Origin of the sequence: Rahnella laticis (assembly GCF_015644585.1) — a bacterium.
Lineage (GTDB): Bacteria > Pseudomonadota > Gammaproteobacteria > Enterobacterales > Enterobacteriaceae > Rahnella > Rahnella laticis.
Genome location: NZ_JADOBI010000006.1, coordinates 327972 through 351223, shown reverse-complemented (window position 1 = coordinate 351223; position 23252 = coordinate 327972). Strand labels below are relative to the sequence as shown.

At 54.7% G+C, this 23252-nt stretch carries 21 protein-coding genes; 10 read left to right on the top strand and 11 right to left on the bottom strand.

The genetic code is table 11. The annotated features are described in order from the left end of the window. Positions 1–134: 134 nt before the first annotated feature. Positions 135–683: an MltR family transcriptional regulator gene (locus IV433_RS15775; RefSeq protein ID WP_101077866.1), complete on the top strand. Its 549-nt coding sequence runs from the start codon at positions 135–137 to the stop codon at positions 681–683. 130 nt (positions 684–813) lie between these two features. Here IV433_RS15775 and IV433_RS15770 read toward each other — a convergent pair whose 3' ends face one another. Beyond that, positions 814–1422 (bottom strand): LysE family translocator, encoded by a 609-nt coding sequence (locus IV433_RS15770; protein ID WP_101077782.1) that lies wholly within the window; start codon positions 1420–1422, stop codon positions 814–816. Positions 1423–1562: 140 nt separating this feature from the next. Between IV433_RS15770 and IV433_RS15765 the strand changes: the two genes are divergently transcribed. Beyond that, complete coding sequence (locus tag IV433_RS15765) at positions 1563–3041, top strand: aminotransferase-like domain-containing protein (protein ID WP_195814935.1); 1479 nt, start codon at positions 1563–1565, stop codon at positions 3039–3041. A gap of 88 nt (positions 3042–3129) precedes the next feature. Continuing rightward, complete coding sequence (locus IV433_RS15760) at positions 3130–3489, top strand: YibL family ribosome-associated protein (protein ID WP_195814934.1); 360 nt, start codon at positions 3130–3132, stop codon at positions 3487–3489. A 169-nt stretch (positions 3490–3658) separates the two neighbouring features. Here the strand turns inward: IV433_RS15760 and yiiM are convergent, their stop codons facing one another. The 6 genes from yiiM to fdhD form a co-directional block, all read right to left on the bottom strand. After that, on the bottom strand, positions 3659–4339 hold the full coding sequence (gene yiiM, locus IV433_RS15755; RefSeq protein ID WP_195814933.1) for a 6-hydroxyaminopurine reductase: 681 nt from the start codon (positions 4337–4339) through the stop codon (positions 3659–3661). A 107-nt stretch (positions 4340–4446) separates the two neighbouring features. Further along, on the bottom strand, positions 4447–6390 hold the full coding sequence (locus tag IV433_RS15750) for a methyl-accepting chemotaxis protein (protein WP_195814932.1): 1944 nt from the start codon (positions 6388–6390) through the stop codon (positions 4447–4449). A 307-nt stretch (positions 6391–6697) separates the two neighbouring features. Continuing rightward, positions 6698–7318 (bottom strand): superoxide dismutase [Mn], encoded by a 621-nt coding sequence (gene sodA / locus IV433_RS15745; RefSeq protein WP_195814931.1) that lies wholly within the window; start codon positions 7316–7318, stop codon positions 6698–6700. Positions 7319–7542: 224 nt separating this feature from the next. Continuing rightward, the gene (locus IV433_RS15740; protein ID WP_195814930.1) at positions 7543–8124 is read right to left on the bottom strand and encodes a retron system putative HNH endonuclease; all 582 of its coding nucleotides are present in this window, start codon (positions 8122–8124) and stop codon (positions 7543–7545) included. Position 8125: 1 nt separating this feature from the next. Further along, a complete protein-coding gene (locus IV433_RS15735; RefSeq protein ID WP_195814929.1) occupies positions 8126–9460 on the bottom strand; it encodes an AAA family ATPase in 1335 nt (444 codons plus the stop codon). A 53-nt stretch (positions 9461–9513) separates the two neighbouring features. Then, positions 9514–10356, bottom strand: coding sequence for a formate dehydrogenase accessory sulfurtransferase FdhD (fdhD, locus tag IV433_RS15730; RefSeq protein WP_195814928.1), 843 nt, complete (start codon positions 10354–10356; stop codon positions 9514–9516). A 145-nt stretch (positions 10357–10501) separates the two neighbouring features. Between fdhD and fdnG the strand changes: the two genes are divergently transcribed. From fdnG to exaC, 6 genes are all read left to right on the top strand, one after another. Beyond that, entirely contained in the window at positions 10502–13549 is a 3048-nt protein-coding gene (gene fdnG / locus IV433_RS15725; protein ID WP_195814927.1) for a formate dehydrogenase-N subunit alpha, read from the top strand. A gap of 12 nt (positions 13550–13561) precedes the next feature. Beyond that, on the top strand, positions 13562–14476 hold the full coding sequence (gene fdxH, locus IV433_RS15720) for a formate dehydrogenase subunit beta (protein ID WP_152323699.1): 915 nt from the start codon (positions 13562–13564) through the stop codon (positions 14474–14476). Further along, positions 14473–15126: a formate dehydrogenase cytochrome b556 subunit gene (gene fdoI / locus IV433_RS15715; protein WP_195814926.1), complete on the top strand. Its 654-nt coding sequence runs from the start codon at positions 14473–14475 to the stop codon at positions 15124–15126. Before fdxH ends, fdoI begins: the two co-directional genes overlap by 4 nt. Beyond that, entirely contained in the window at positions 15123–16049 is a 927-nt protein-coding gene (fdhE, locus tag IV433_RS15710; protein WP_195814925.1) for a formate dehydrogenase accessory protein FdhE, read from the top strand. The genes fdoI and fdhE overlap by 4 nt, the downstream gene beginning before the upstream one ends. Positions 16050–16144: 95 nt before the next feature. Further along, positions 16145–16786 (top strand): glutathione S-transferase, encoded by a 642-nt coding sequence (locus tag IV433_RS15705; RefSeq protein WP_195814924.1) that lies wholly within the window; start codon positions 16145–16147, stop codon positions 16784–16786. A gap of 101 nt (positions 16787–16887) precedes the next feature. Continuing rightward, a complete protein-coding gene (gene exaC, locus IV433_RS15700; protein ID WP_195814923.1) occupies positions 16888–18426 on the top strand; it encodes an acetaldehyde dehydrogenase ExaC in 1539 nt (512 codons plus the stop codon). A gap of 126 nt (positions 18427–18552) precedes the next feature. Here the strand turns inward: exaC and IV433_RS15695 are convergent, their stop codons facing one another. After that, positions 18553–19791 (bottom strand): MFS transporter, encoded by a 1239-nt coding sequence (locus tag IV433_RS15695; protein ID WP_195814922.1) that lies wholly within the window; start codon positions 19789–19791, stop codon positions 18553–18555. 237 nt (positions 19792–20028) lie between these two features. On the opposite strand from IV433_RS15695, the gene IV433_RS15690 reads away from it, so the two are divergent. Next, the gene (locus tag IV433_RS15690) at positions 20029–21024 is read left to right on the top strand and encodes an acyltransferase (protein WP_195814921.1); all 996 of its coding nucleotides are present in this window, start codon (positions 20029–20031) and stop codon (positions 21022–21024) included. A 6-nt stretch (positions 21025–21030) separates the two neighbouring features. Here IV433_RS15690 and IV433_RS15685 read toward each other — a convergent pair whose 3' ends face one another. From IV433_RS15685 to IV433_RS15675, 3 genes are all read right to left on the bottom strand, one after another. Then, positions 21031–21945 (bottom strand): GlxA family transcriptional regulator, encoded by a 915-nt coding sequence (locus IV433_RS15685; RefSeq protein WP_195814920.1) that lies wholly within the window; start codon positions 21943–21945, stop codon positions 21031–21033. 35 nt (positions 21946–21980) lie between these two features. Next, on the bottom strand, positions 21981–22535 hold the full coding sequence (locus tag IV433_RS15680) for an isochorismatase family protein (RefSeq protein WP_195814919.1): 555 nt from the start codon (positions 22533–22535) through the stop codon (positions 21981–21983). A 119-nt stretch (positions 22536–22654) separates the two neighbouring features. Next, on the bottom strand, positions 22655–23251 hold the full coding sequence (locus tag IV433_RS15675; protein WP_152323689.1) for a DJ-1/PfpI family protein: 597 nt from the start codon (positions 23249–23251) through the stop codon (positions 22655–22657). Position 23252 lies beyond the last annotated feature (1 nt).

The window sequence follows — 23252 nt, the reverse complement described above, 5'->3', positions numbered from 1 at the left end:
CTGCGTTCGTTTTGATTTCGCCAACACCAGGCAAAGAAAGCCCTGTCGGGCAGGATCTTCCTGCCCTTCATGCGCGCATCATGGATGACGCCAGGGGCGCTATTAGCACCGGTTCTTTACTGCAAGTAAGCCCTATGGAAAAAGCTCAGGCGTTTGAAAACCGTGTACTGGAAAAGCTCAATGCGGGTAAAACTGTGCGCAGCTTTTTGATGACCGCCGTGGAATTGCTGGCTGAAGCGCTGGATATTCTGGTCGTGCAGGTTTTTCGCAAAGACGATTATGCAGTGAAGTACGCCGTTGAACCGTTGCTGACCGGCACCGGGCCGCTTGGCGATCTTTCCGTCCGCCTGAAACTGATTTACGCGTTGGGTGTGATCAGCCGTCATGAGTACGAAGATGCGGAATTACTGATGGCGCTGCGTGAAGAGCTGAATTACGACGGCGAAGAATATCGTTTTACCGACGATGAAATTCTCGGCCCGTTTGGCGAATTACATTGCGTGACGGAGCTACCGCCTGCGCCAACTTTCCTCAAACCCGGTGAAGCCGACGAATCACTGATCGCTATGCAACGTCAGCGTTACCAGCAAATCGTCCGCTCCACGATGGTCCTTTCTATTACCGGCCTGATCGCACATATCAGCAATCAGCAGCCATCACGCCTTTCCCCGGTCAAAAAATAAATCCCCGTCATACTTCGATCCGCAGATGCGTTGGCTGCGTTCAGTCACCCGAATCACTTACCTGAGTAAGCTCATCGGGATCCCATCACTTGCCGCCTTTCTGCAACCCGAACTATTTTGGGGATTCGCTTTAGTTAAGCGCGTGACGCACTTCGCCGACCAGCAGCCACAGTGCGGTTAACGCCATCATTCCGCCCATAATTGTGTTGAACAGTTTCAGCTTCCATTCCACACGTAACGCCTGACGTAATCTGTCACCCATCACCACCCAGATCAGAATGCACGGCAGGTTGATCAGCGCGAAGCCGACGCAAATCAGCAGCGTGTGATGCAGCATATTGCCGTCCGGCGGTGTAAACAGGATCGCCACGTTAGTCGCCATCAGCCAGGCTTTCGGGTTAATAGCCTGAAAAAGCGCGCCGCCGACCATATTCATCGGTTGCTGTTTTTCGCCTTCTTTCGGCGTGCCGGAACGGTAAATTTTCCACGACAGCCAGAACAGATAAGTACACCCCACAACCGCCATCGGCAGACGCACGACGTTCATCCAGCTCAGTAAAATCGCCAGCATGGAGGTCATCAGCGCGCATTGCACCACGCAGCCCAGCGTGATCCCCAGCATCATCGGTACGCTGCGGCGTAACCCAAAATTCACCCCGGACGCCGCCAGCAACAGATTGTTCGGGCCCGGTGTAATGGACATCACGGTGACGTAACTGACAAAAGCGGTATCTATCATTTTTTATTTTTCCCCTGTATTCCAGATAACCAGAATAATCAGCTCAGAGGGAAGGTGACAGAACCAGAAATACGCTATTGTTAGGGTTACAGTTTCAACAGAACAAAACTGTACCCTTTCAATTTTACGGAACTGACACCATGACCGATATTGCGGAACTGCCCGACACCCGTTACAACCAGCTGGCGGAACAACTGGCCGAAGCCATTCGCCGCGGCACGCTGGCACCGGGCAGCCGTTTGCCGTCAGTGCGGCGCAGTGCGCAAACCTGGTCGGTCAGCATTAACACGGTAGTCGCGGCGTACCGGCGGCTGGAAGATCGTGGTTTTATTGAGGCGCGCCCGCAGTCCGGCTTTTATGTACGCGCCGCATTGCCCGCGCTGGAACATCAGCCGCCGCAGGAACAGCCTCAGACGCCAGCCGCCGAACCGGCAGACGAAGTACTGGATCTGATCGACACCGTTTTTGCCTCGCAAACTGACCCGGCGTACACCAATCTTTCGCTGGCGTGCCCGCAGTCCAATGACTTTTATCCGAGCGGAAAACTCGGCCGCATTATGTCGTCCCTGTTGCGTCGTCAGCCGGACCTGATCGGGAAATATGCTTTGCCGCCGGGGCATCCGGCGCTTCGGCAACAAATCGCCCGCCGCGCGCTGGCGCTGGGCATGATTTTAGAACCGACCGATATCACGATTACGCACGGTTGTATGGAAGCGTTGCAGCTGGCATTGCGCGTGACGACCAAACCGGGCGACAGCGTCGGGCTGGAAACGCCGACCTATTTTTATCTGCTGCCGATGCTGGCGAGCCTCGGGCTGAAAGCGGTGGAAATCCCGACCGATCCGCAAACCGGACTTTCTCTGGATGTGCTGGAAATGCTGCTCAGCGAGAAGCGCCTGAATGCGGTTATCGCGATGCCGACAGCGCAAAATCCGCTGGGCTTTACCATGCCGCTTGCTGCCAAAAAACGCCTGGCGCGGTTGATGAACGTTCATCAGGTACCGCTGATTGAAGATGGTCTTTATGCCGAAATCCAGTTCGGTGCGACGCTCTCTCCGGCGGTGAAATCATTTGATACCGATGGCTGGATCCTGTTTTGCACCAGTTTTACCAAAACGCTGGCACCGGATTTCCGCATTGGCTGGGTGGAAGGCGGCCGGTTCGCCGACCGGCTGCATAAGCTCAAAGCCGTTTCCTCGATGGCCGAATCTGCCCTGTTGTCGCAAACGCTGACCCTTTTTCTCGAGTCCGGCGGTTACGACCATCATCTGCGGACGTTGCGCCGCCGCTATGCCTCGCAGGTTGAGCAGGCGCGTGCGCTGATCGCGCTGCATTTCCCGCAGGGCACGCGTGCGACACAACCGGCGGGCGGTTTCGTCATCTGGGTTGATTTCCCGCCCGAAGTGGATTGCGTCAGGCTGTTCCATCAGCTGTTGCAGGATAAAATCTGCATGACGCCGGGCCAGCTGTATTCCCCGAGCGGGCGCTACAGCAACGGTCTGCGGCTATCGTGTTGCTATGTGTTCGACACGCGCTATATTTCGGCGATGATCCGTATCGGCCAGCGTGCCTGCGAGATGTGCGGCTTACCGCCGGGGCTGGCGCAAGTGCAGGAGTGAACTGAAGAATCGCGCACTTTCTGATACACTGAGCGTTATTATCCCTTTTTACAGTTGTGCCCGCTGCGGCATGAACGGATCTGACACCATGAAAGAAATCGAAAAAGCCGAAATTAAGCGCCTCAGCGACATGCTGGATGCCCTGAACCACAAAGATGCGACCGTTATTCAGGCTGGTAATGCTGAGCTGATCGACAAACACGAAGAAGAGAAAGAAAAACTGACGGCAGAAATCGCGCGTCTGAAAGAAGTGCGTGTGAAAAAACTCAGCACCGAAGCGCAGAAACTGGAAAAGCTGTTCAGCCGTGAAATCACCAAGAAAGAACAGGCTGATATGGGCACGCTGAAGAAAACCGTACGCGGTATCGTGGTGGTTCACCCGATGACCGCACTGGGCCGCGAAATGGGCCTGAAAGTCGTCACCGGTTTCGCCAAAAAAGCCTTCTGATTTTAGCTCCACGGCAGGCGAGTCGGCCGTGCTCCTCCCCCTGCGAAGGGGGAGGTCGGGAGGGGGTTTAGCTGGCAACACAATAGCTAAAGCACACTTTAACTTATGTTTTTGACCTTGATACCCCACCCCACCCCAACCCTCCCCTTCGCAGGGGAGGGAGCTAAAACTACTTCCCTTCCGAACCGAACAATCTCCGTCCAAAATCCTCGATCTTGCGCTGAACCAGACGCGTTTGCATAGTCTTGCTCCAGCTGGCAGAAAGCCCGGCAGCCGACATCAGACGGCGATACTGTTCCTCATCAAACGGCATGTTAAAGGCAATCGAAATCGCTTGCGCGACGGACACCTCGCTGTTGCGCGTCAGTAACTCCAGCGGGCGATCGCCGCTGACATTTCCGGTGCCGATGACGCGATAAAGCCATCCGCAGCGCCCGCTTTGTTGCAACAACGGCGACAGGTTTTTGCATCCCAGAAAATGATTGAGCTTATAGCAGGGCGCACGCGGCTGTGTGACCTGAATCAGCGCTTCGCCCCAGCGGAAAATATCGCCGATAAACACGTTATCTTCCGTCATGCCGAGCGTTGAGAGATTTTCGCCAAAGGCGGGAGGATGGAAACGGTCTTCTTCTTCGGGAAACTGCTGACGCAGCCAGGCGTAGTGTTCGCGAGGGAAATGGCACAGCGCGCGGTCTGCGCCGCCGTGATAACTCTTTTCTGCCTGCTGATCGCCTTCGAGCCCGGCAGACGTCAGAACGACCGCGCCGTCGATCTGGCGTTTAGCAATCGCACTGGGCGAATAATCCGGGTAGCTTTCGATATTGCCGATATAAACGTCGGGATAATGCATAAGGTCTCCGCGAGGAATCAGTCGTTAACCTCAGCATAACCTGCATTGCCGGTTCGGAGTATCAGGAATCGCCCCGCGCGAAAATCACGCAGGGCGACGGGGAGAAATCAGAAGGTTTCCCAGTTATCCTGACTGGTTTTACCCTGCACAGCCGGCAGAACCGGGCGGCGCAGCGCGCCGGAAGCTGGCGCTTTCAGCATGCTGCCGTTATCGGCCAGACGGAATACCGATACCGCCTGCGTCAGCGTTGCGGCCTGATCTTCCAGAGAATCCGCCGCTGCCGAAGACTGCTCAACCAGCGCGGCGTTCTGCTGGGTGGTGCTGTCCATTTCAACAATCGCCTGTGAAATCTGGCTGATCCCGCGGCTTTGTTCGTCAGAAGCCGACGCAATTTCGCCCATAATATCGCGGACGTGCGAGACGGATTTCACGATGTCCTGCATCGTGCGTCCGGTATTTTCTACGAGCTTCGCGCCGGTATTCACACGTTCAACCGATTCGGCAATCAGCCCTTCAATCTCTTTTGCTGCCTGCGCACTGCGCTGTGCCAGCGTGCGGACTTCGGACGCCACCACCGAGAACCCGCGTCCCTGTTCACCGGCGCGCGCGGCTTCTACGGCGGCGTTCAGCGCCAGAATATTGGTCTGGAACGCAATGCCGTTGATGACGGAGGTGATTTCTGCGATGCGTTTTGAACTGCCGGAAATCTGCTGCATGGTATCGACGACTTCGCCGACCTGCTTGCCGCCCAGGGTGGCGGTGCCCGATGCTTCGCTCGCCAGTTTGCTGGCGTGATGGGCGTTATCGGCGTTCTGTTTCACCGTGGCGCTCAGTTCTTCCATGCTGGCGGCCGTTTCTTCAACCGCGGCGGCCTGCTGCTCGGTGCGTGAGGACAAATCGGTATTACCGGCGGCAATTTCCGCTGCTGCGTGGGAAACCTGCGAGACGCCTGAGCGGATTTCATAAATCATCGTGCTGAGATTCTGGCTCATCCCCGCAACCGCGTTCATCAGCATGCCCAGTTCGTCACGGCGCGTGGTGGTGCGTGCGGCGGTCAGATCACCCTGTGCAATGGCTTCGGCGGTTTTCAGCGTATCGCGGATCGGCTGCGCAATCTGGCGGGTAATACGCCACGCAATCAGGATACCGGCGAGCATTACAATCAGCGTGATCACCATCATGATCATCTGCGCATTGCTGATATCGTTGTGCGTATTATCCAGTTCATTTTTGAAGATTTTCGATACCAGCGCGTTCATCTCGGCGGCTTTCACGGACAGAAGTTGCGAGTTTTTCTGCTCATCTTCATAGGCGGGCATGTACGCCACAACGTGGCTTTTGTAGGTCGCCAGCGCGGTCATCAGCGGGGCCAGCGTCGCCTGCTGATTGGGCAGCAGCAGCGCGTTAAGTTTTTTGGCGTTGGTCTGCGTATCGTCGATGGCCTGCAACAATGTTGCCTCAGATTCCTTGTTGATGCTGAGTAACAGGCCGCGCACGTAATAACGCACACTGATCAGTTTCTGAATCACTTCCGCAAGGGAAAGACGAATCGACGGATCGGCGTCTTCGACGCGTAACTGGTCTTGCAGACGCTTCACTACGGCTTCGGTTTCGGAAAGGTTCCAGCTGGCACGCACCGCATCTTTTCTGTCGACGGCCTGTTTGAAGGCGTCCTGCGCTACCTGATATTCACGGATTTTTACCGGTACCTGATTGAGATCGGCCTGGCTGGTCGCATCCCATTCCAGTTTGCCTTTCGACTGCGCAATCAGCTGCGACAGTGCATTAATTTTGTCCTGATTTTGCTTGAGATAGGCAGGGTCATAGTTGAGCTGATACAATGTGCGGCTGAGGCGGGCATCATTAAGTAACGCGTTCATCTGATTACTAAAATCAACTTTCTCAGCGCGCTGGCTGATGTCATTAAACTTAATCATTCCGGCTGCGGTGATCACCGCGGCGATCAAAAGAACCAACCCGAAGCCGAGGCCCAGTTTGGTGCCGACTTTGAGATTACTCATCCACTGCGAAAGACTCGTACCGTTGCCCATTGCTGTTCTCCGTCAAGCATTCCATGCAATAAAATTTGCGATTTTGTGACGCCTTTGTGAACAATCTATCGTCAGGACTTAAGAGAAACTTTATAGGTGCCGGGGGGTATTTTTGATTAATGAGAGGGCGGTCTAAAAATGGCGGAAGGTGAAGGGATTATTCCCTGTAACACAGTGATCAGGCTTACGTTTTTTGCATAAAAGCCATGACATAAAAGTCGGGGCATTAAAACGAGGCATAAAAAAGGCAGGTCACCGACCTGCCTCTTGCGAAAACATCGTGCCCGCTAAGGGCAGCAGAGCGAAATTATTTCGCTTCAGCCAGACGTTTTGCTGCTTCGTCCCAGTTTACAACAGCCCAGAAGGCTTTGATGTAATCAGGACGTTTGTTCTGATATTTCAGGTAGTAAGCGTGTTCCCAAACGTCCAGACCCAGCAGCGGGTAACCGGAAACGCCTGAAACAGCTTCGCCCATAAGCGGGCTGTCCTGGTTTGCAGTAGAAACAACAGCCAGTTTGCCGTCTTTCAGAACCAGCCATGCCCAGCCGGAACCGAAGCGGGTTGCTGCTGCTTTCTCAAAAGCTTCTTTGAAAGCATCAACGCTGCCGAAATCGCGTTCGATCGCAGATTTCAGTTCGCCCTGTAAGGTTGTGCCAGTTTTCAGGCCTTTCCAGAACAGGCTGTGGTTAGCGTGGCCACCTGCGTTGTTACGCAGTGCAACTTTCTTATCCGCAGGTACTTTGTCCAGGTTAGAAATCAGCTCTTCAACAGACAGCGCAGCCAGTTCTGGCAGGCTTTCCAGCGCGGCGTTAGCGTTGTTAACGTAAGCCTGGTGGTGTTTAGAGTGATGGATTTCCATCGTTTCTTTGTCGAAATGCGGTTCGAGTGCGTCGTATGCGTAAGGCAGTGATGGCAGTGAATAACTCATGTTCATCGTCTCCATAGTGTAGGGCGGCACCGTCTTTGTGAGCACCGCGTAATCAGTCGGATCATTATAGTTAATTAAATGATATTGAAAATGATTATCTAAACCCGACGCTTGGTAAGGCTACGCGTAAGCCCCTGTTATTGAGGGCTTAGAACCAGATAACCGCAAACAATCCTAAATTGTCTAAAGGCACTGAGTGCTTAGAGGGTTCAATCATTGATTCTTCAGCCAGCAAGATAAAACCGGTAAGGCAAATCATCCAGAGACAGATCGTGTGCGCCGCTGCGATATAACTTTTGCTGAGTACGGCGTTGTTTTTTGCGTGCAGGCAGATTTAGCCCGTAAAGGTCGATCGTTACTTGCGCCCTTTCCTGATCATGCACAGTTGCAGCGGCAGAGGGTTCAATCGAACCATCATCATTACATACAAAAAAGTGTTCAAAATCGTAGAGAACGTCATCGGGTTTTAGCAGCGCAGGATTGTACTTCTCGCCCTTCTGTTCCTGGCATCGGTTGCAGCAGGGGAATAAATTTCCCCACGTATAAGCCAGCGCTGGAAAATGTTTTTTCGGTTGAAAATGCTCAACAGTTTCCAGGCTTTCAATGCCGATGATTCCATCACAAAAAGCGCAATGATTCAGCGTCATGGCTAAAAGCGCTTCACGCATTTGCTGATAGCTTTTTTTGGATCGCCAGCTAAATTTTGAACTGGAATTTGCAGCTCTGGCGATCATAAAATCATCTGTCCATTTGGCATGCCCTTTCGCTAAAAGGGGTGGGCAAACCGGTCTGGTAATTTTCAACATGTTAATTCCCTTTAGGTTTGCGCCTTGCAACTTGTCTCATTTCCATCTGGACAATACCTTCCAATTCTTCGCTATTTTTGGCTAACAGCAATTCAACCGTTTTCTTCAGTTCACTGTCATCCTGCGTGCCAGCTAAGTAACCATTTCTTGCAAGCTGGAGCTGTTCTAATAACTCTTCCGTTTCAACATCAAATTGTTCTTCGACGCCGAACACTTCTTCCAGAATCACCTGATAACTTTTCCCGCCTGCGGATTCCGTCGGCGTAATCACCTCGGAAATATGCGGATCACGGCACACCAGACGCTGCGGATCGGGCAACCGGTAAACCCAGGCATCTTCCACTGAACCCACGACAAACGGTGAATGCGTGGAAACAAAAACCTGCGCATTGGGCAGTAATTTTTGAATCGCCGGAAGAATGCGGCGCTGCCATTTCGGGTGCAGATGAATATCGACTTCGTCGAGGAATAAGATGATCGGTTGCGAGAAGATATCGCAATCTTCTTCCCATGGTATATCCTCAAGACGTAAGGCGAGATCTGCCACCCAGGCAATAATAGATTTCATCCCATCAGGTAAAACATTTAGAGGCACAGTCTCGCTATTTATATCTAAAGATATAGAACGAGGTTTTCTTACTAAACGAAATACAATTTCGAGATCACAAATTGATTTAATGAAGTCAGTGATTCTACTAAGCGAAAAGTCATATTTATTTTTTTCTTCCCATTCACCATCTTGCATTGCGAGTGCGGCATTTGAACGGTTGATTGCTATCCAATTAGAGATGGTTTTTGGGCGAACAGTAGAGCTAAAAGACAGAGCATTCTTGAAAGGAGATTCTCTAATTTCGGTATAGGAAAAGTTATCGAATTTTTCAGATAGTGTGGTTTGGCCTGAATAAGAGAACACGGCAAATTTGGTGGTTGTAAATAATTTATCAAACGGAAGGATCGCCTTTTTTTGATAATCATTAATCTCTTTGTGATTAGAACCAACCCAAGCCTCTAAGGTATCTGAATGTATGAATTCTTGGTCGATAAGACGACCATGATAAGAACCTTCATCATTATTAAAGGAAAATTCTACCCGGCTGTTATCACTCCGAAATCTTTTAAGAATTAATAATTCATCAGACATCCTCCCCTCAAAAACCGCCGCCAGCGCATACAGCAGCGTACTTTTGCCGCAGCCGTTCGGGCCGGTGAAGATATGAATCTCCGCCTTTTCCGCGTCAGCCTCGGCGCTTTTAATCGGTGGGAAATCAAAATGCGTATTCTCAAATACGCCCACATCCCTGAGAGTTATGCTTTCCAGTCGGTACGGCTGTCGCATTTGATTTCCTTATAATTATTGTTGAGGGGAGCTGTTCAAATTCTGCGCTGAGTTTACCGCAACCGCTGAGGATGCGTATACACCGTTGCCCGGCCGGGTTTGCTGAAACCGACCAACGTCAGGTTACATTTTTCTGCGACGTCTACCGCAAGCGTGGTGGCGGCGGAGACGGCGAACAGGATTTCAACGCCGCACATCGCGGCTTTCTGCACCATTTCATAACTGGCGCGGCTTGAAACCAGCGCGGCGCCGGTATTCCAGTCATTTTGTCGGGCGCGCAGGCCGAGCATTTTATCCAGTGCGACGTGGCGGCCGACATCTTCGCAGCCACCCGACAGCGTGCCTTCCGGGGTGATCCACGCGGCGGCGTGCGTGCAGCCGGTCAGCTGGCCGATGGTCTGAACGGATTTCAGCTGATGCAGCGCGGCGTCCAGATTTGCCAGATCGAAGGTTTGCGTAAACGGCAACGGCGCGAGAGGGCGAAACAGATCGCCCAGCTGTTCGATGCCGCAGACGCCGCAACCGGTACGGCCCGCCATCGCGCGGCGGCGCTCTTTCAGCCCGGCAAAGCGGCGGCTCGATAACTCAATATTAACCTCGATTCCGTTACAGTTTTGCGCGACGTCCATTCCGTAAATGTCGCTGGCCGATTCGATAATGCCTTCCGAGAGCGAAAAGCCCAGCGCGAAGGCTTCGAAGTCTTTTGGCGACGCCATCATCACCACGTGCGATATCCCGTTATAGACCAGCGCGACGGGCACTTCTTCAGCAATCCAGTCCTCTTCGGGCGCATCCAGACGGGCGCGCTGCATCACCGTTTTTTGGCGCGCTCCGATGATCTGAGTCACTTTTTTGTCATCTTTTTCGCCCAGTTCGTTTACTTGATGGACATCCATTGGCAATAACCTTATAAACAATCCGGCTACATAAGCCGTACAAAAAATATGGGTACTGAGCCTTAATTTTACCGCTTCCGCGTCTGACGGGGAAAGCGCCAATTTGAAAAGCAATGTGTTAACAAATGATGGGAAGGAGTCTTTCATGCAGGTCAGCAGAAGACAATTATTCAAAATCTGTGCGGGCGGAATGGCCGGTACAACAGCCGCGTTACTAGGGTTCGCCCCGACGCTGGCGCTGGCGGAAACCCGCCAATACAAACTGCTCCGTTCGCGTGAAACCCGCAACAACTGCACGTACTGTTCGGTCGGCTGCGGAATGCTGATTTACAGCCAGGGCGACGGTGCGAAAAATGTCACCGAGAATATCTTCCACGTTGAGGGTGACGCCGATCATCCGGTCAGTCGTGGCTCGTTGTGCCCGAAAGGGGCCGGCGTGCTGGATTATATTCACAGCGAAGGCCGTCTGAGATACCCGGAATACCGTGCGCCGGGCTCAGATAAATGGCAGCGCATCACCTGGGACGAGGCGATTTCCCGTATTGCCCGCCTGATGAAAGATGACCGCGACGCCAACTTCGTTGAGAAAAATGAGAACAACGTGACGGTCAACCGCTGGCTGACCACCGGAATGCTCTGCTCGTCCGCGGCGAGTAACGAAACCGGCCTGCTGGATCAGAAATTCACCCGCGCAATGGGTATGGTCGCCATCGACTGTCAGGCGCGCCTGTGCCACGGGCCGACCGTTGCCGCCTTAGCGCCGAGTTTTGGTCGCGGCGCGATGACCAACAACTGGGTGGATATCAAAAACGCCAACGTCATTTTGATTATGGGCGGTAATGCGGCGGAAGCCCATCCGGTCGGATTCAAATGGGTGATTGAAGCCAAAACCAAAAATAATGCCAAAGTCATTGTTGTCGATCCGCGCTTTAACCGCAGCGCCGCCGTAGCCGATATTTATGCGCCAATCCGCGCCGGTTCCGACACCGCCTTCCTGCTCGGCATGATCAACTACCTGATTACGCATAATAAAATTCAGACCGAATACGTCAGGGAATACACCAACGCCAGCCTGCTGGTGCGTGAAGATTATGCCTTTAATGACGGGCTGTTCAGCGGTTTCGACGCCACGAAAAAAGCCTACAACAAAGACAGTTGGCATTATCAGCTTGATGAAAACGGCATTGCAAAGCAGGACAAAACGCTACAAGACCCGCGCTGTGTCTGGAATCTGCTGAAAGAGCACGTTTCCCGTTATACGCCGGAAATGGTCGAACGCCTGTGCGGTACGTCGAAAGAAGATTTCCTGCTGATAAGCTCGATTCTGGCGGAAACCTGCGCGCGCGATAAAACCTCCACCATCCTGTACGCACTGGGCTGGACGCACCACACCGGCGGCGCGCAAATCATCCGCTGTGCGGCGATGATTCAGCTGCTGCTCGGCAATATCGGCATGCCTGGCGGCGGCGTCAATGCGCTGCGCGGCCACTCGAATATTCAGGGTTATACCGATCTCGGTTTGCTGTCGCTCAATCTGCCGGGCTACATGCCGCTGCCGTCTGAGAAACAAACCAATATCACCGATTACCTGAAGCAAATTACGCCGGGAACGCTGGTCGAAAATCAGGTTAACTTCTGGAAAAACACGCCAAACTTCTTTGTCAGTATGATGAAAAGTTTCTGGGGCGAACACGCCACGGCGGACAACGACTGGGGTTATGACTGGTTGCCGAAATGGGACAAAAGCTACGACGTGCTGCAACAGGCCGAGCTGATGACCCAGGGCAAACTCAACGGGTATATCGTGCAGGGCTTCAACCCGCTGGCGGCTTTCCCGGACAAAAACAAATCCTCGCGCGCGCTTTCAAAACTGAAATACATGGTGGTGATCGACCCGCTGGTGACTGAGTCTTCGAACTTCTGGCAGAACCACGGTGCGATGAACGACGTGCAAACCGCCGACATTCAGACCGAAGTGTTCCGCCTGCCGTCTTCCTGTTTTGCGGAAGAAAACGGCTCAATCGTGAACTCCGGCCGCTGGCTGCAATGGCACTTCCAGGCGTCTGAGCCACCGGGTGAAGCGCTGCACGACGGCAAAATCATTGCGCGTCTGTTCATGAAACTGCGCGAGCTGTACCAGAAAGAAGGCGGGGCGAACCCGCTGCCGGTGATGAACATGGCGTGGGATTATCAGGATCCGCTTGACCCGCTGCCGGAAGAAATCGCCCGCGAAGCCAACGGCAAAGCGCTGGCGGATATCCGCGACGATCAGGGCAATATTCTGGCGAAAAAAGGCCAGCAGATTTTCACCTTTGCACACCTGAAAAATGACGGTTCGACCGCCAGTTTCTGCTGGATTTACGCCGGCAGCTGGACCGAAGCCGGTAACCAGATGGCGCGCCGCGATAACGCCGATCCGTCCGGTCTGGGCTGCACGTCCGGTTGGGCATGGAGCTGGCCGCTGAACCGCCGCATTCTGTATAACCGCGCCTCCGTTGACCCGCAGGGCCAGCCGTGGGATCCAAAACGCGAAATCATCCGCTGGGATGGCGCGAAATGGACCGGTTTCGACGTTGCCGATTACAGCACCGCCGCGCCGGGCACCGGTGTGGGGCCGTTCATCATGCAACAGGAAGGCGTCGGGCGTTTGTTTGCGACCGACAAAATGGCTGATGGCCCGTTCCCGGAGCATTACGAACCGATCGAATCGCCGATTGGCACCAACCCGCTGCACCCGGACGTCATTTCCAATCCGGTCGCCCGCATTTTTGCCAGCGATTTACCGAATATGGGCACCGCGACAGACTTCCCGTACGTCGCGACCACCTATTCGATCACCGAACTTTTCCGCCACTGGACCAAGCACGCCTTGCTGAACGCCATCGCGCAGCCTGAGCAGTTTATCGAGATCGGCGAAAGTCTTGCCGCCTCGAAAAATATCGCCCAGGGCGATGAGATTAAAGTCTCCTCGAAACGCGGTTTTATCGTGGCGAAAGCCGTGGTGACCAAACGCATTCGCCCGCTGACCATCGACGGTAAGCATGTCGATACCATCGGCATCCCGTGTCACTGGGGTTTTGAAGGTGCGACGCGTAAAGGTTATCTGGCCAATACGCTGACGCCGTCAGTCGGCGACGCTAACTCGCAAACGCCGGAGTTCAAGGCGTTCCTGGTTAACGTGGAAAAGGTTTAACGGAGGCGAATTATGGCAATGCAATCTCAGGACATACTTCGTAAGTCCGCAACCAACGGGTTCACGCCAGCGCCGCGTGCCCGCGATCATCAGCAGGAAGTGGCGAAGCTTATTGACGTCACCACCTGCATCGGCTGCAAAGGCTGTCAGGTCGCCTGTTCCGAATGGAACGACCTGCGCGATGAAGTCGGCGTGAACACCGGCGTTTACGACAACCCGATGGATCTCAGCGCGAAATCCTGGACGGTCATGCGTTTCTCGGAAGTGGAAGAAAACGGCAAGCTGGAATGGCTGATCCGCAAAGACGGCTGCATGCACTGCGCCGATCCGGGCTGCCTGAAAGCGTGCCCGGCGGAAGGCGCAATCCTTCAGTACGCCAACGGCATCGTCGATTTTCAGTCGGAACACTGCATCGGCTGCGGTTACTGCATCGCCGGTTGCCCGTTCAACATCCCGCGCATTAACCCGCAGGATAACCGCGCTTACAAATGCACGCTGTGCGTAGACCGCGTCAGCGTCGGGCAGGAACCTGCCTGTGTGAAAACCTGCCCGACCGGTGCGATTCATTTCGGGACCAAAACGGAAATGCAGGATCTGGCGGCAGAACGCGTCAGCGAGCTGAAAGGGCGCGGCTTTGAACAGGCCGGTTTGTACGATCCACAGGGCGTCGGCGGCACGCACGTTATGTATGTGCTGCATCACGCTGATAAACCCGACCTGTACCACGGCCTGCCAAAAGACCCGGCCATCAGCACGGCGGTTACGCTCTGGAAAGGCATCTGGAAACCGCTGGCGGCCGTGGGTTTTGCTGTGACCTTCGCGGCGGCGGCCTTCCACTTCCTTGGCGTGGGGCCAAACTACGTGAAAGAAGATCACGCAGATGAGAAAGAGGAAGAAAAACAGAATGATGAGGAGACACACCCATGAAAAAAGAGAAGTTAATCCAGCGCTATAGCCTGGTGGAACGCCTCAATCACTGGATCGTCGCTTTTTGTTTTGTGACGCTGGCGCTCAGCGGTATTGGTTTCTTCTTCCCGTCATTTAACTGGCTGATGAATGTTTACGGCACTCCGCAACTGGCGCGTATCCTTCATCCGTTCTTCGGCGTGGTGATGTTCGTTTCCTTCCTCGGGATGTTCTTCCGCTACTGGAAGCACAATCTGCCGGAAAAAGATGACATCGTGTGGGCGAAAAATATTCATAAAGTCCTGATGAATGAAGAAGTCGGAGACACCGGTCGCTATAACTTCGGTCAGAAATGCGTATTCTGGGCGGCCATCAGCTGTCTGGTTCTGCTGATGGCGAGCGGCGTCATTATCTGGCGTCCGTGGTTTGCCGGTTACTTCCCGATCCCGCTGATCCGCCTTGCACTGCTGGTGCATTCGCTGGCCGGTATCGGGTTGATTCTGGTGATTATCATGCATGTATACGCGGCGACCTGGGCGAGAGGCTCCATCACGGCCATGACGGAAGGCAAAGTTCCGGCATCATGGGCGAAATATCATCATCCTCGCTGGTATCGTCAGGTGCGTGCTGAACAACTGAAAAAAGACAAGGATGAAAGGAAAGCCGGATGAGCATACAGATTGTTCCACAGGACGAACTGGCTGACGGCAAAACGGCGGGAAATATCCCGCCCGTATTGTTCGCCAATCTGAAAAACCTTTACCAGCGCCGCGCCGATCGTTTGCGCGCACTGGCTGAAGACAGCCCGCTGGACGGGTATCTGAATTTTGCCGCAACGATTTGCGACGCGCAGCAGCGCGTTCTGGCGGCATTCCCGCTGGAAATTGACCTCAGCGAAGAACTGCAAAAAGCCGCCGGTAAACCGCCGCTCGATTGCAGCCTGTTTCCGCGAACACCGTACTGGCTGGTTTTGCTGGATGCGCTGATTGCGGAACTCAAACCGGGTGCCGATGAAACAGTGCGCCAGGTACTGGAACGCCTCGAACATTCCCCGAGCCTTCAGCGGGAAATGATGGCGACGCAATTACTGAACCAGGATTTCGTACACGTTCCTGCCGACAAAGCGCCGTTTATCTGGGCAGCGCTGTCGCTGTACTGGGCGCAGATGGCTGCGCAGCTTCGTGGCGTTGGCCGCGCGGATTACGGTGAAAGCCGCCAGTTTTGCCCGGTGTGCGGCAGCATTCCGGTTTCGGCGGTGATTGCGATGGGTGCTAATAACGGCCTGCGCTATCTGCACTGCAATCTGTGCGAAAGCGAATGGCACGTCGTGCGCGCCAAATGCAGCAATTGCGACGAAATGGGCAATCTTCACTACTGGTCTTTAAGCGAAGATTCCGCCGGTGCTGAGCAGGCGACGATCAAAGCCGAAGCCTGCGATGATTGCGGCGCGTATCTCAAAGTGATTTATCAGGATAAAGATCCGCAGGCCGATGCCGTCGCCGACGATCTTGCCACGCTGTTGCTCGACGACCGCATGGAAGATAAAGGCTTTACTGGCAGCGGCGTGAACCCCTTCCTGTTCCCCGCCGGATGACTCTGAAAGCTGGCAGCCCGTCGCGTCTTTACTGGTAAAGCGTGCCGTGGCTGCTAGCTTTAACAGAGGTTCCGGTGAAAAACGTGGAGGCTCTGATGAAACTGATCGGCAGTTATACCAGCCCGTATGTGCGCAAAATTTCGGTGATGTTGCTGGAAAAAGGTATCCCGTTCGATTTCATCAACGACGTGCCGCACGACGCGGGCTGCAAAATCACCCAGTTTAATCCCCTCGGCAAAGTCCCCGCGCTGGTCACTGACGACGGCGAAGTGTTTTACGATTCCCCCATAATTGTGCAGTACATCGAGCTGATGAACGTCGCGCCGACCTTTTTGCCGTGGCAGCCGCTGGAAGCGTTGCGGGTAAAACAAATTGAAGCGCTGGCCGATGGCGTGACGGACGCCGCCGTGGCGCTGGTGCTGGAAAACCGCCGTGAAGCCGGTAAACGCAACGAAGCCTGGATTTTACGTCAGCGGGAGAAACTTCTGCGCGGGCTGGACGCGCTGGAAAAACACGCCGAAAACCGCACGCTGCTGAATTCTGACCATCTTAACGTCGCCGATATCGCCACCGCCTGTTCGCTCGGTTATATCAACTTTCGCCGCATTGCGCCGGGCTGGTGTGTTGAGCGTCCTGCGCTGATCAAACTGGTTGAACGCCTGTTCCTGCGCGAGAGTTTTGCGCGTACTACGCCACCCGGAAGTGGTAACGCGGGTCTTGCGACAAAAAAGGTGTGAAGCGGCTCGAAGAGTTCTCTTTACATCCCGCCGGTTAAGTTTCCACTGCCTAAACTTTATGCAGCGCTCTGCTAAAACCTGCTGCATAAAGGAGTCCGATCATGGCTTATGATAAAAATCCTCATGCCGTAAAACCGGAAGAATACGGTTTCCCGCTTAAACTCAAAAAACAATACGACAACTTCATTGGCGGTGAATGGGTCGCGCCGGTGAAAAAAGAGTATTACGACAATCTGACGCCGGTGACCGGCGAAGTGCTGTGCAAAGTTGCCAGTTCCAGTACCGATGATATTGAGCTGGCGCTGGACGCCGCGCACAAAGCCAAAGGCGACTGGGGCAAAATGCCAGTGCAGCAGCGGGCGAATTTACTGCTGAAAGTCGCCGACCGGATGGAAGAAAACATTGAGTTGCTGGCGAACGCCGAAACCTGGGACAACGGGAAACCGATCCGCGAAACCAGCGGTGCGGACGTTCCGCTGGCCATCGACCATTTCCGTTATTTCGCGTCCTGCGTGCGTGCGCAGGAAGGCGGGATCAGCGAAATCGACAGCGAAACGGTCGCCTATCATTTCCACGAGCCGCTGGGCGTTGTGGCGCAAATCATCCCGTGGAACTTCCCGCTGCTGATGGCGTGCTGGAAAATGGCACCGGCGCTGGCTGCCGGTAACTGTATCGTGCTCAAACCGGCCAAACTGACCCCGCTTTCCGTGCTGTTGCTGATGGAACTGGTGCAGGACATTCTGCCAGCGGGCGTCATCAACGTGGTGAACGGTTCAGGCGGTGAAATCGGCGAATATCTGGCGACGTCCAAACGTATTGCCAAAGTCGCCTTTACCGGTTCGACCGAAGTTGGCCAGCAAATTGCCGGTTACGCGGCACAAAACCTGATCCCAGCCACGCTGGAACTGGGCGGCAAATCCCCGAATATTTTCTTTGCCGACGTAATGGACAAAGAAGACGACTTCTTTGACAAAGCGCTGGAAGGTTTCGCGCTGTTTGCGTTCAATCAGGGCGAGGTTTGTACCTGCCCGAGCCGTGCCCTGGTGCAGGAATCCATCTACGAACGCTTTATGGAACGCGCCATCAAACGCGTCGAAGCCATCAAAACCGGTAACCCGCTGGATATCGAAACCCAGATGGGCGCGCAGGTTTCTGCCGGACAGATGAAAACTATTCTGGATTACATCGAAATCGGTAAGAAAGAGGGCGCGGAAGTGCTGACCGGTGGCGCGAAGAAAAAACTCGAAGGCTCGCTGAACGACGGTTATTACCTGCAACCGACCATCCTGCTGGGTAAAAACAACATGCGGGTATTCCAGGAAGAAATCTTCGGGCCGGTGCTGGCGGTGACCACGTTTAAAGATATGGATGACGCGCTGCAAATCGCCAACGATACGGCGTACGGGCTGGGGGCGGGCGTCTGGAGCCGTGACGGCAATGTGGCGTATCACATGGGGCGCAACATTCAGGCCGGTCGCGTCTGGACCAACTGCTACCACGCCTATCCGGCACATGCGGCGTTCGGTGGCTACAAACAATCCGGTATCGGGCGTGAAACCCATAAAATGATGTTGGATCACTATCAGCAAACGAAATGCCTGCTGGTGTCCTATTCAAGCAAACCGATGGGCTTGTTCTGATTCGGCGTTGCCATTAATACCCCATTCCGGTCCTCCTTCGCAGGAGAGGGAGCAGATCGGTTTTCGGCTCCTCCCCCTGCGAAGGGGGAGGCTGGGAGGGGGTTTAGCAGGCGACTCAGGACTACATTAAACCACGCTGTTCGGCGGCAATACGACCTGACGGCTGCGCAGGAAAACGACCACCAGAGCCAGCCACGACAGGCCGCTCAGCAGATTGAACAGGTTAAACATTCCCGCACCGCCTTCGACGTAAGCCACTTTCGCCAGCTCAATCCCTAACGTGAAAATCATCATACTGATGACGCCCATCGCCGCGGAAACGGTGCCTTTACTCATGTCGCTGGAGAACAGCGTCAGGCGGTACAAACCGGCGTTCGCCACGCCAATTCCGAAAGCGTACAGGCTCAGACCGGCGGTCATCCACAGATAAGCATGGGCGGAGAAAAGCGTCGCCGCAGCGGCAATCAGCAGACCGACGACCATCGGACCGGCACCGAGTTTAATCAGATATTCGACAGTCCGTTTGCCGGTCAGGCGCGCCAGCGTGACGTTACCGATAATCAGCGCACCGAAAATCGGCACCTGCAACAGGCCGTAATCGTATGCCGGTAAACCTTCGCCGCTGATTAAAATGACCGGCGACTGCGCAATCCACGTCAGCAGCGGCAGGCTGGCAAAGCCAATCGCCAGTGCGCCACACAGGAACTGGCGGTTTTTGAGCACCAGTTTGTAATCGTGCAGCAGGCTTGGCATGGAAAACTTCTCGCCGAGGCGCGACGCGGTTTCTGGCATGGATTTCCACAATCCCCACAGCGAAATCGCAGCCAGTACGGCGAAAATCACAAACATCAGTTGCCACGGCGCAACGTGGATCAGCGCCGCACCAGCCAGCGGGCCCAGCAGCGGTGCGATCAGCGCGACGTTTGCCATCATGGCCGTGATCTTAATGCAGATGGATTCCTCGAAGGATTCCTGTATCGCGGCATACCCGACCGCGCCGATAAAGCACAGGCTGATACCCTGAAGGAAACGCATCACCATAAATTGTTCGATGTTCTGTACGAACAGAATCGCCAGACAGGTGACGATGAAAAAGCTGACGCCCGCAAGCATCACCGGCCGACGCCCGCGCCGGTCGGACAGCGGCCCGAGCAGCCATTGCAGGAACATTCCGCCCGCGAGATACGCGGTCATTGAGGTGGGCACCCATTCTTCCCCGGCATTAAAATTAGCCACGACGGCCAGCATGCCCGGCTGGATCATATCGTTGCCGATATAGGTCGCAAACTCGAACAGCACCAGACACAGAGGGAACAAAAGCGCCTGCCGCCCCAGAAGGGACGCAGTATTTGGAGAATTATGCATATTTTTATTTCACAGACGTAAGGCTAATCGTTTGATTATTAGCGAAAAAATAAGAGACTGTCCGGGCGGGATTCGCAAGCGAGGCAGTAATGGGCGTTATTTTGCCCATTTTTTGAGCGTAGCGCAATCTTCTGATTCACGTTAAGCACAATCTGAGATCGGCACTTTTGCCTTGTTTGCGTCCAAAAAGGTGACTACGCTGCAAACAGCACATCAACGGGAAGGAAATGGCAGGAAATGAGCCAAAAAATCAGCTGGATAGATAACCTGCGCGCGCTCGCCTGCATGATGGTGGTGATGATTCACGCCAGCACCTCGCTGGTGGTGAATTTCCCGGCAATACACGCGGCGGAATGGACCGTGGCAAACCTGCTGAATTCGGCGTCCCGCGTCTGTGTGCCGCTCTTTTTCATGATTTCCGGTGCGCTATTCTTTGGTGAGAAGAGTGCGCAGAAGCGCCATTTTCTACGCGTCAGTTTATGCCTTTTGTTCTACAGTGTGGTCTCGCTGATTTATATCGTCACGATGACCAAAATTGGTTTTTGGCCGTCTCTGCGGCTGATTCTGGAAAAACCGGTGTTTTATCACCTTTGGTTCTTCTACGCGATTATCGTCATCTACTTACTTTCCCCGCTGATCAACGTAAAAGCCGTCTCCGGGAAATATTTACTGATCGCCGGAATTATTACCGGCGTTCTGGCGAACCCGCAGCTTCCGGCGTTCTCCTGGCAGAAAATCCATCTTCTGCCGCTGGATTTGTACATCAGCGGTGACACGTTTTATTACGTCCTCTATGCCCTGATGGGGCGCGCCATCAGCCAGCTTGATACCCGGAAACCCGGCGTGACGCTGACCGCCTTGGCCGTTTTCGTACTCAGCACGCTGGCGATAGCGGGCGGGACTTACCGGCAGATGCTGATTAACCAGAATTTCGCCGATACTTTCTACGTCTACACCGGCCCGCTGGTGTTTATCTCCGCGATGGCGCTGTTTATTACGTTCAAAAATGCATTCGCAGAACGTATTCTGCCAGGATTTTCGCTTATCTCCCGTCATTCGCTGGCGATCTACGGCTTTCATGCGCTGATCATCATCGGGTTGCGCGGCCGCCATCTCGATTTCCCCCAATTCCCGCTGCTCAATGTCGCGTACCTGTTTATCTGCGGACTCGGCGGCGGCCTGCTGCTGGCTATGGCTCTGGGGAAAATTGACCGGCGGAATTGGGTGAGTTAAACCCACTCAACTCCACCTTTCCTGTGCCCGTCTGAATTGCCTGCCGGAGGAGAATCCGGCGGCGAGGGCGGCTTTCTCGATGCCTGATCCTTGCTGGATGCGTTGCTGTGCGACGGCGATGCGCAGCTGTTCGTGGTAGTCGCGTACGCTAATGCCCAGATGCTGGCGGAACAGGCGCGTCAGGTGGCGGCCGCTGATGTGGGCTCTGGCGGCGACGTCTTCCACCTGCCACGGAGATTCCGGTTCGGCGGCCATCAGGTTTTGCGCACGATGGACGGCAGGATGCAGATGATTACGGTAGCGCAGCCACGGGGAGAGTTGCGGGTCATCGCCGCCGCGGCGGAAATACACCACCATTTCACGGGCGACGTCCAGCGCGGCCTGCGGGCCGAGATGTGTGGCGATCAGGTGCAGTGCCAGATCGATACCGGCGCTGATCCCCGCGCTGGTCAGCACGGAGCGGTCCTCGACAAATATCCGGTTATCTTTCACCTGTGCGGCAGGCACCTGCTGGCGCAGACGCGCGATCACGTCGTGATGCGTGGTGCACTGATAGCCGTCGAGCAGCCCGGCTTTTCCCGCCAGAAGGCTGCCGGAACAGATACAAACCAGCGTCAGCAAACCGTTTTCGATGGCGTTTTTTTGCTGACGCAGCCAGTCACAGGCTATTCGGGCGACGGGTGAGGAAAAATTTTCTTCCGAACGGTCAACGCCGGGCATGATCAGAATGCTGCCTTCCGGCAACGTTTCCGGCAGTGGCTGCAAATGGCTGACCGTAAGCCCGGTGGACATCGTGATTTCCGGCAGCGGGCCGATGTAGTGCAACGCAAACTGCCCGGCGATACGCAGTGCTTCCGCCGGACCGGTCAGGTCTAAGGCCATCACACCCGGCAGCGTCATAAAGTAGACATTTCGTTGCATATCGCCTCACAGATTCATCATCACTGCGCCCATCTTCACACAGCGCGTTCGAGTTCCGCCAGTGCGCCGTCCACATCCGCAATCGTGGCAAAACGGTCGGCCAGTACCAGCTCGGTACGCAATTTGATTTCAGCCGCGCTCAGCGTCACGCCGCTGGCGTGTGTCATCGGAAACGTCAGCGTCGCTTCGGTAACAAACGTCACTGTGTAACCCAGATCGGACGCCACGCGCGCCGTGGTTTCACAGCATTGTTCGGTACGCATTCCGGCAATGATCAGATGTGTGATGCCGCGTTCGCGCAGCCACGCGTCGAGGCTGGATTCGGTCAGGGAATTGTGGACATGTTTATGGACAACGTGCTGCGGCTGATGGGTGAGAAAAGCCATCGGCGTGACCAGCCCGGACTCAAGCGAAAACACACCGTCAGGATTGACGTGGAACACGTCGATGACGGGAACGTTACGGGTCTGACAGCCGTCGATCAGGCGGGCTAATGCCTGGCTGAAAGCCGGTAAATCATCCTGCTGCCAGAAGTCTTTTTGCTCGAAAGAACGTTGCACATCGATATTTAACAGGGCGCTGTGGGTCATTTTCGGACTCCGTCTGGTGAATGTGAAACCAGTCTGCGCCTGAAAACCTGTCGTGAGAATGCCAAAAACGGACATGATGCTGATGATGGCGGACGACCTGCATCGCCCGCTGATAATAATCAGATTTTCTGGTCAGCCCGCCAGTGGTGATAATCGATGTGATCGGCCTGAAAATTGGTGGTTTGGGCGTCACCGGTCAGGCGATACGCCAGCTGGAAAGCGAAATCAAATGCCAGCCCTAGGCCTTTTCCGCTGAGCAGATTACCGTCCTCGACGAAAGACTGATTCACATAAACGCCGTCTTTGACGTCTTTGTATAAATCGCCGGAACAGACATAACGCCGCCCTTTCAGCAGGCCGTTACCGCCCAGAACGCGCGCGGCCGCCGAGCACAGCGGGCAAATCAGCTTTCCGGCTTCGTCATGACGGCGGACAAATTCTACGACGTCTTTGCTGGCCGCCAGCGCCACCGAGCCTTCCGGCCCGCCGGGCATCACCACCGCGTCATACAAACGATCGCCCTGTGCGCTCAGCAATTCATTGGCCTGCATCTGAATGCCGTGATAAGTGCGCAGCGTCAGGCTTTTCTGGCAGGCCAGCGTCGTCACCTGAATCTCCAGCCGCTCCAGAATATCCAGCACGATCACCGCTTCGCCTTCTTCGAATCCGTCCGCCAGCAGCAGGGCGACCTGCTTTTTCGCGTTGTCCTTCACCATA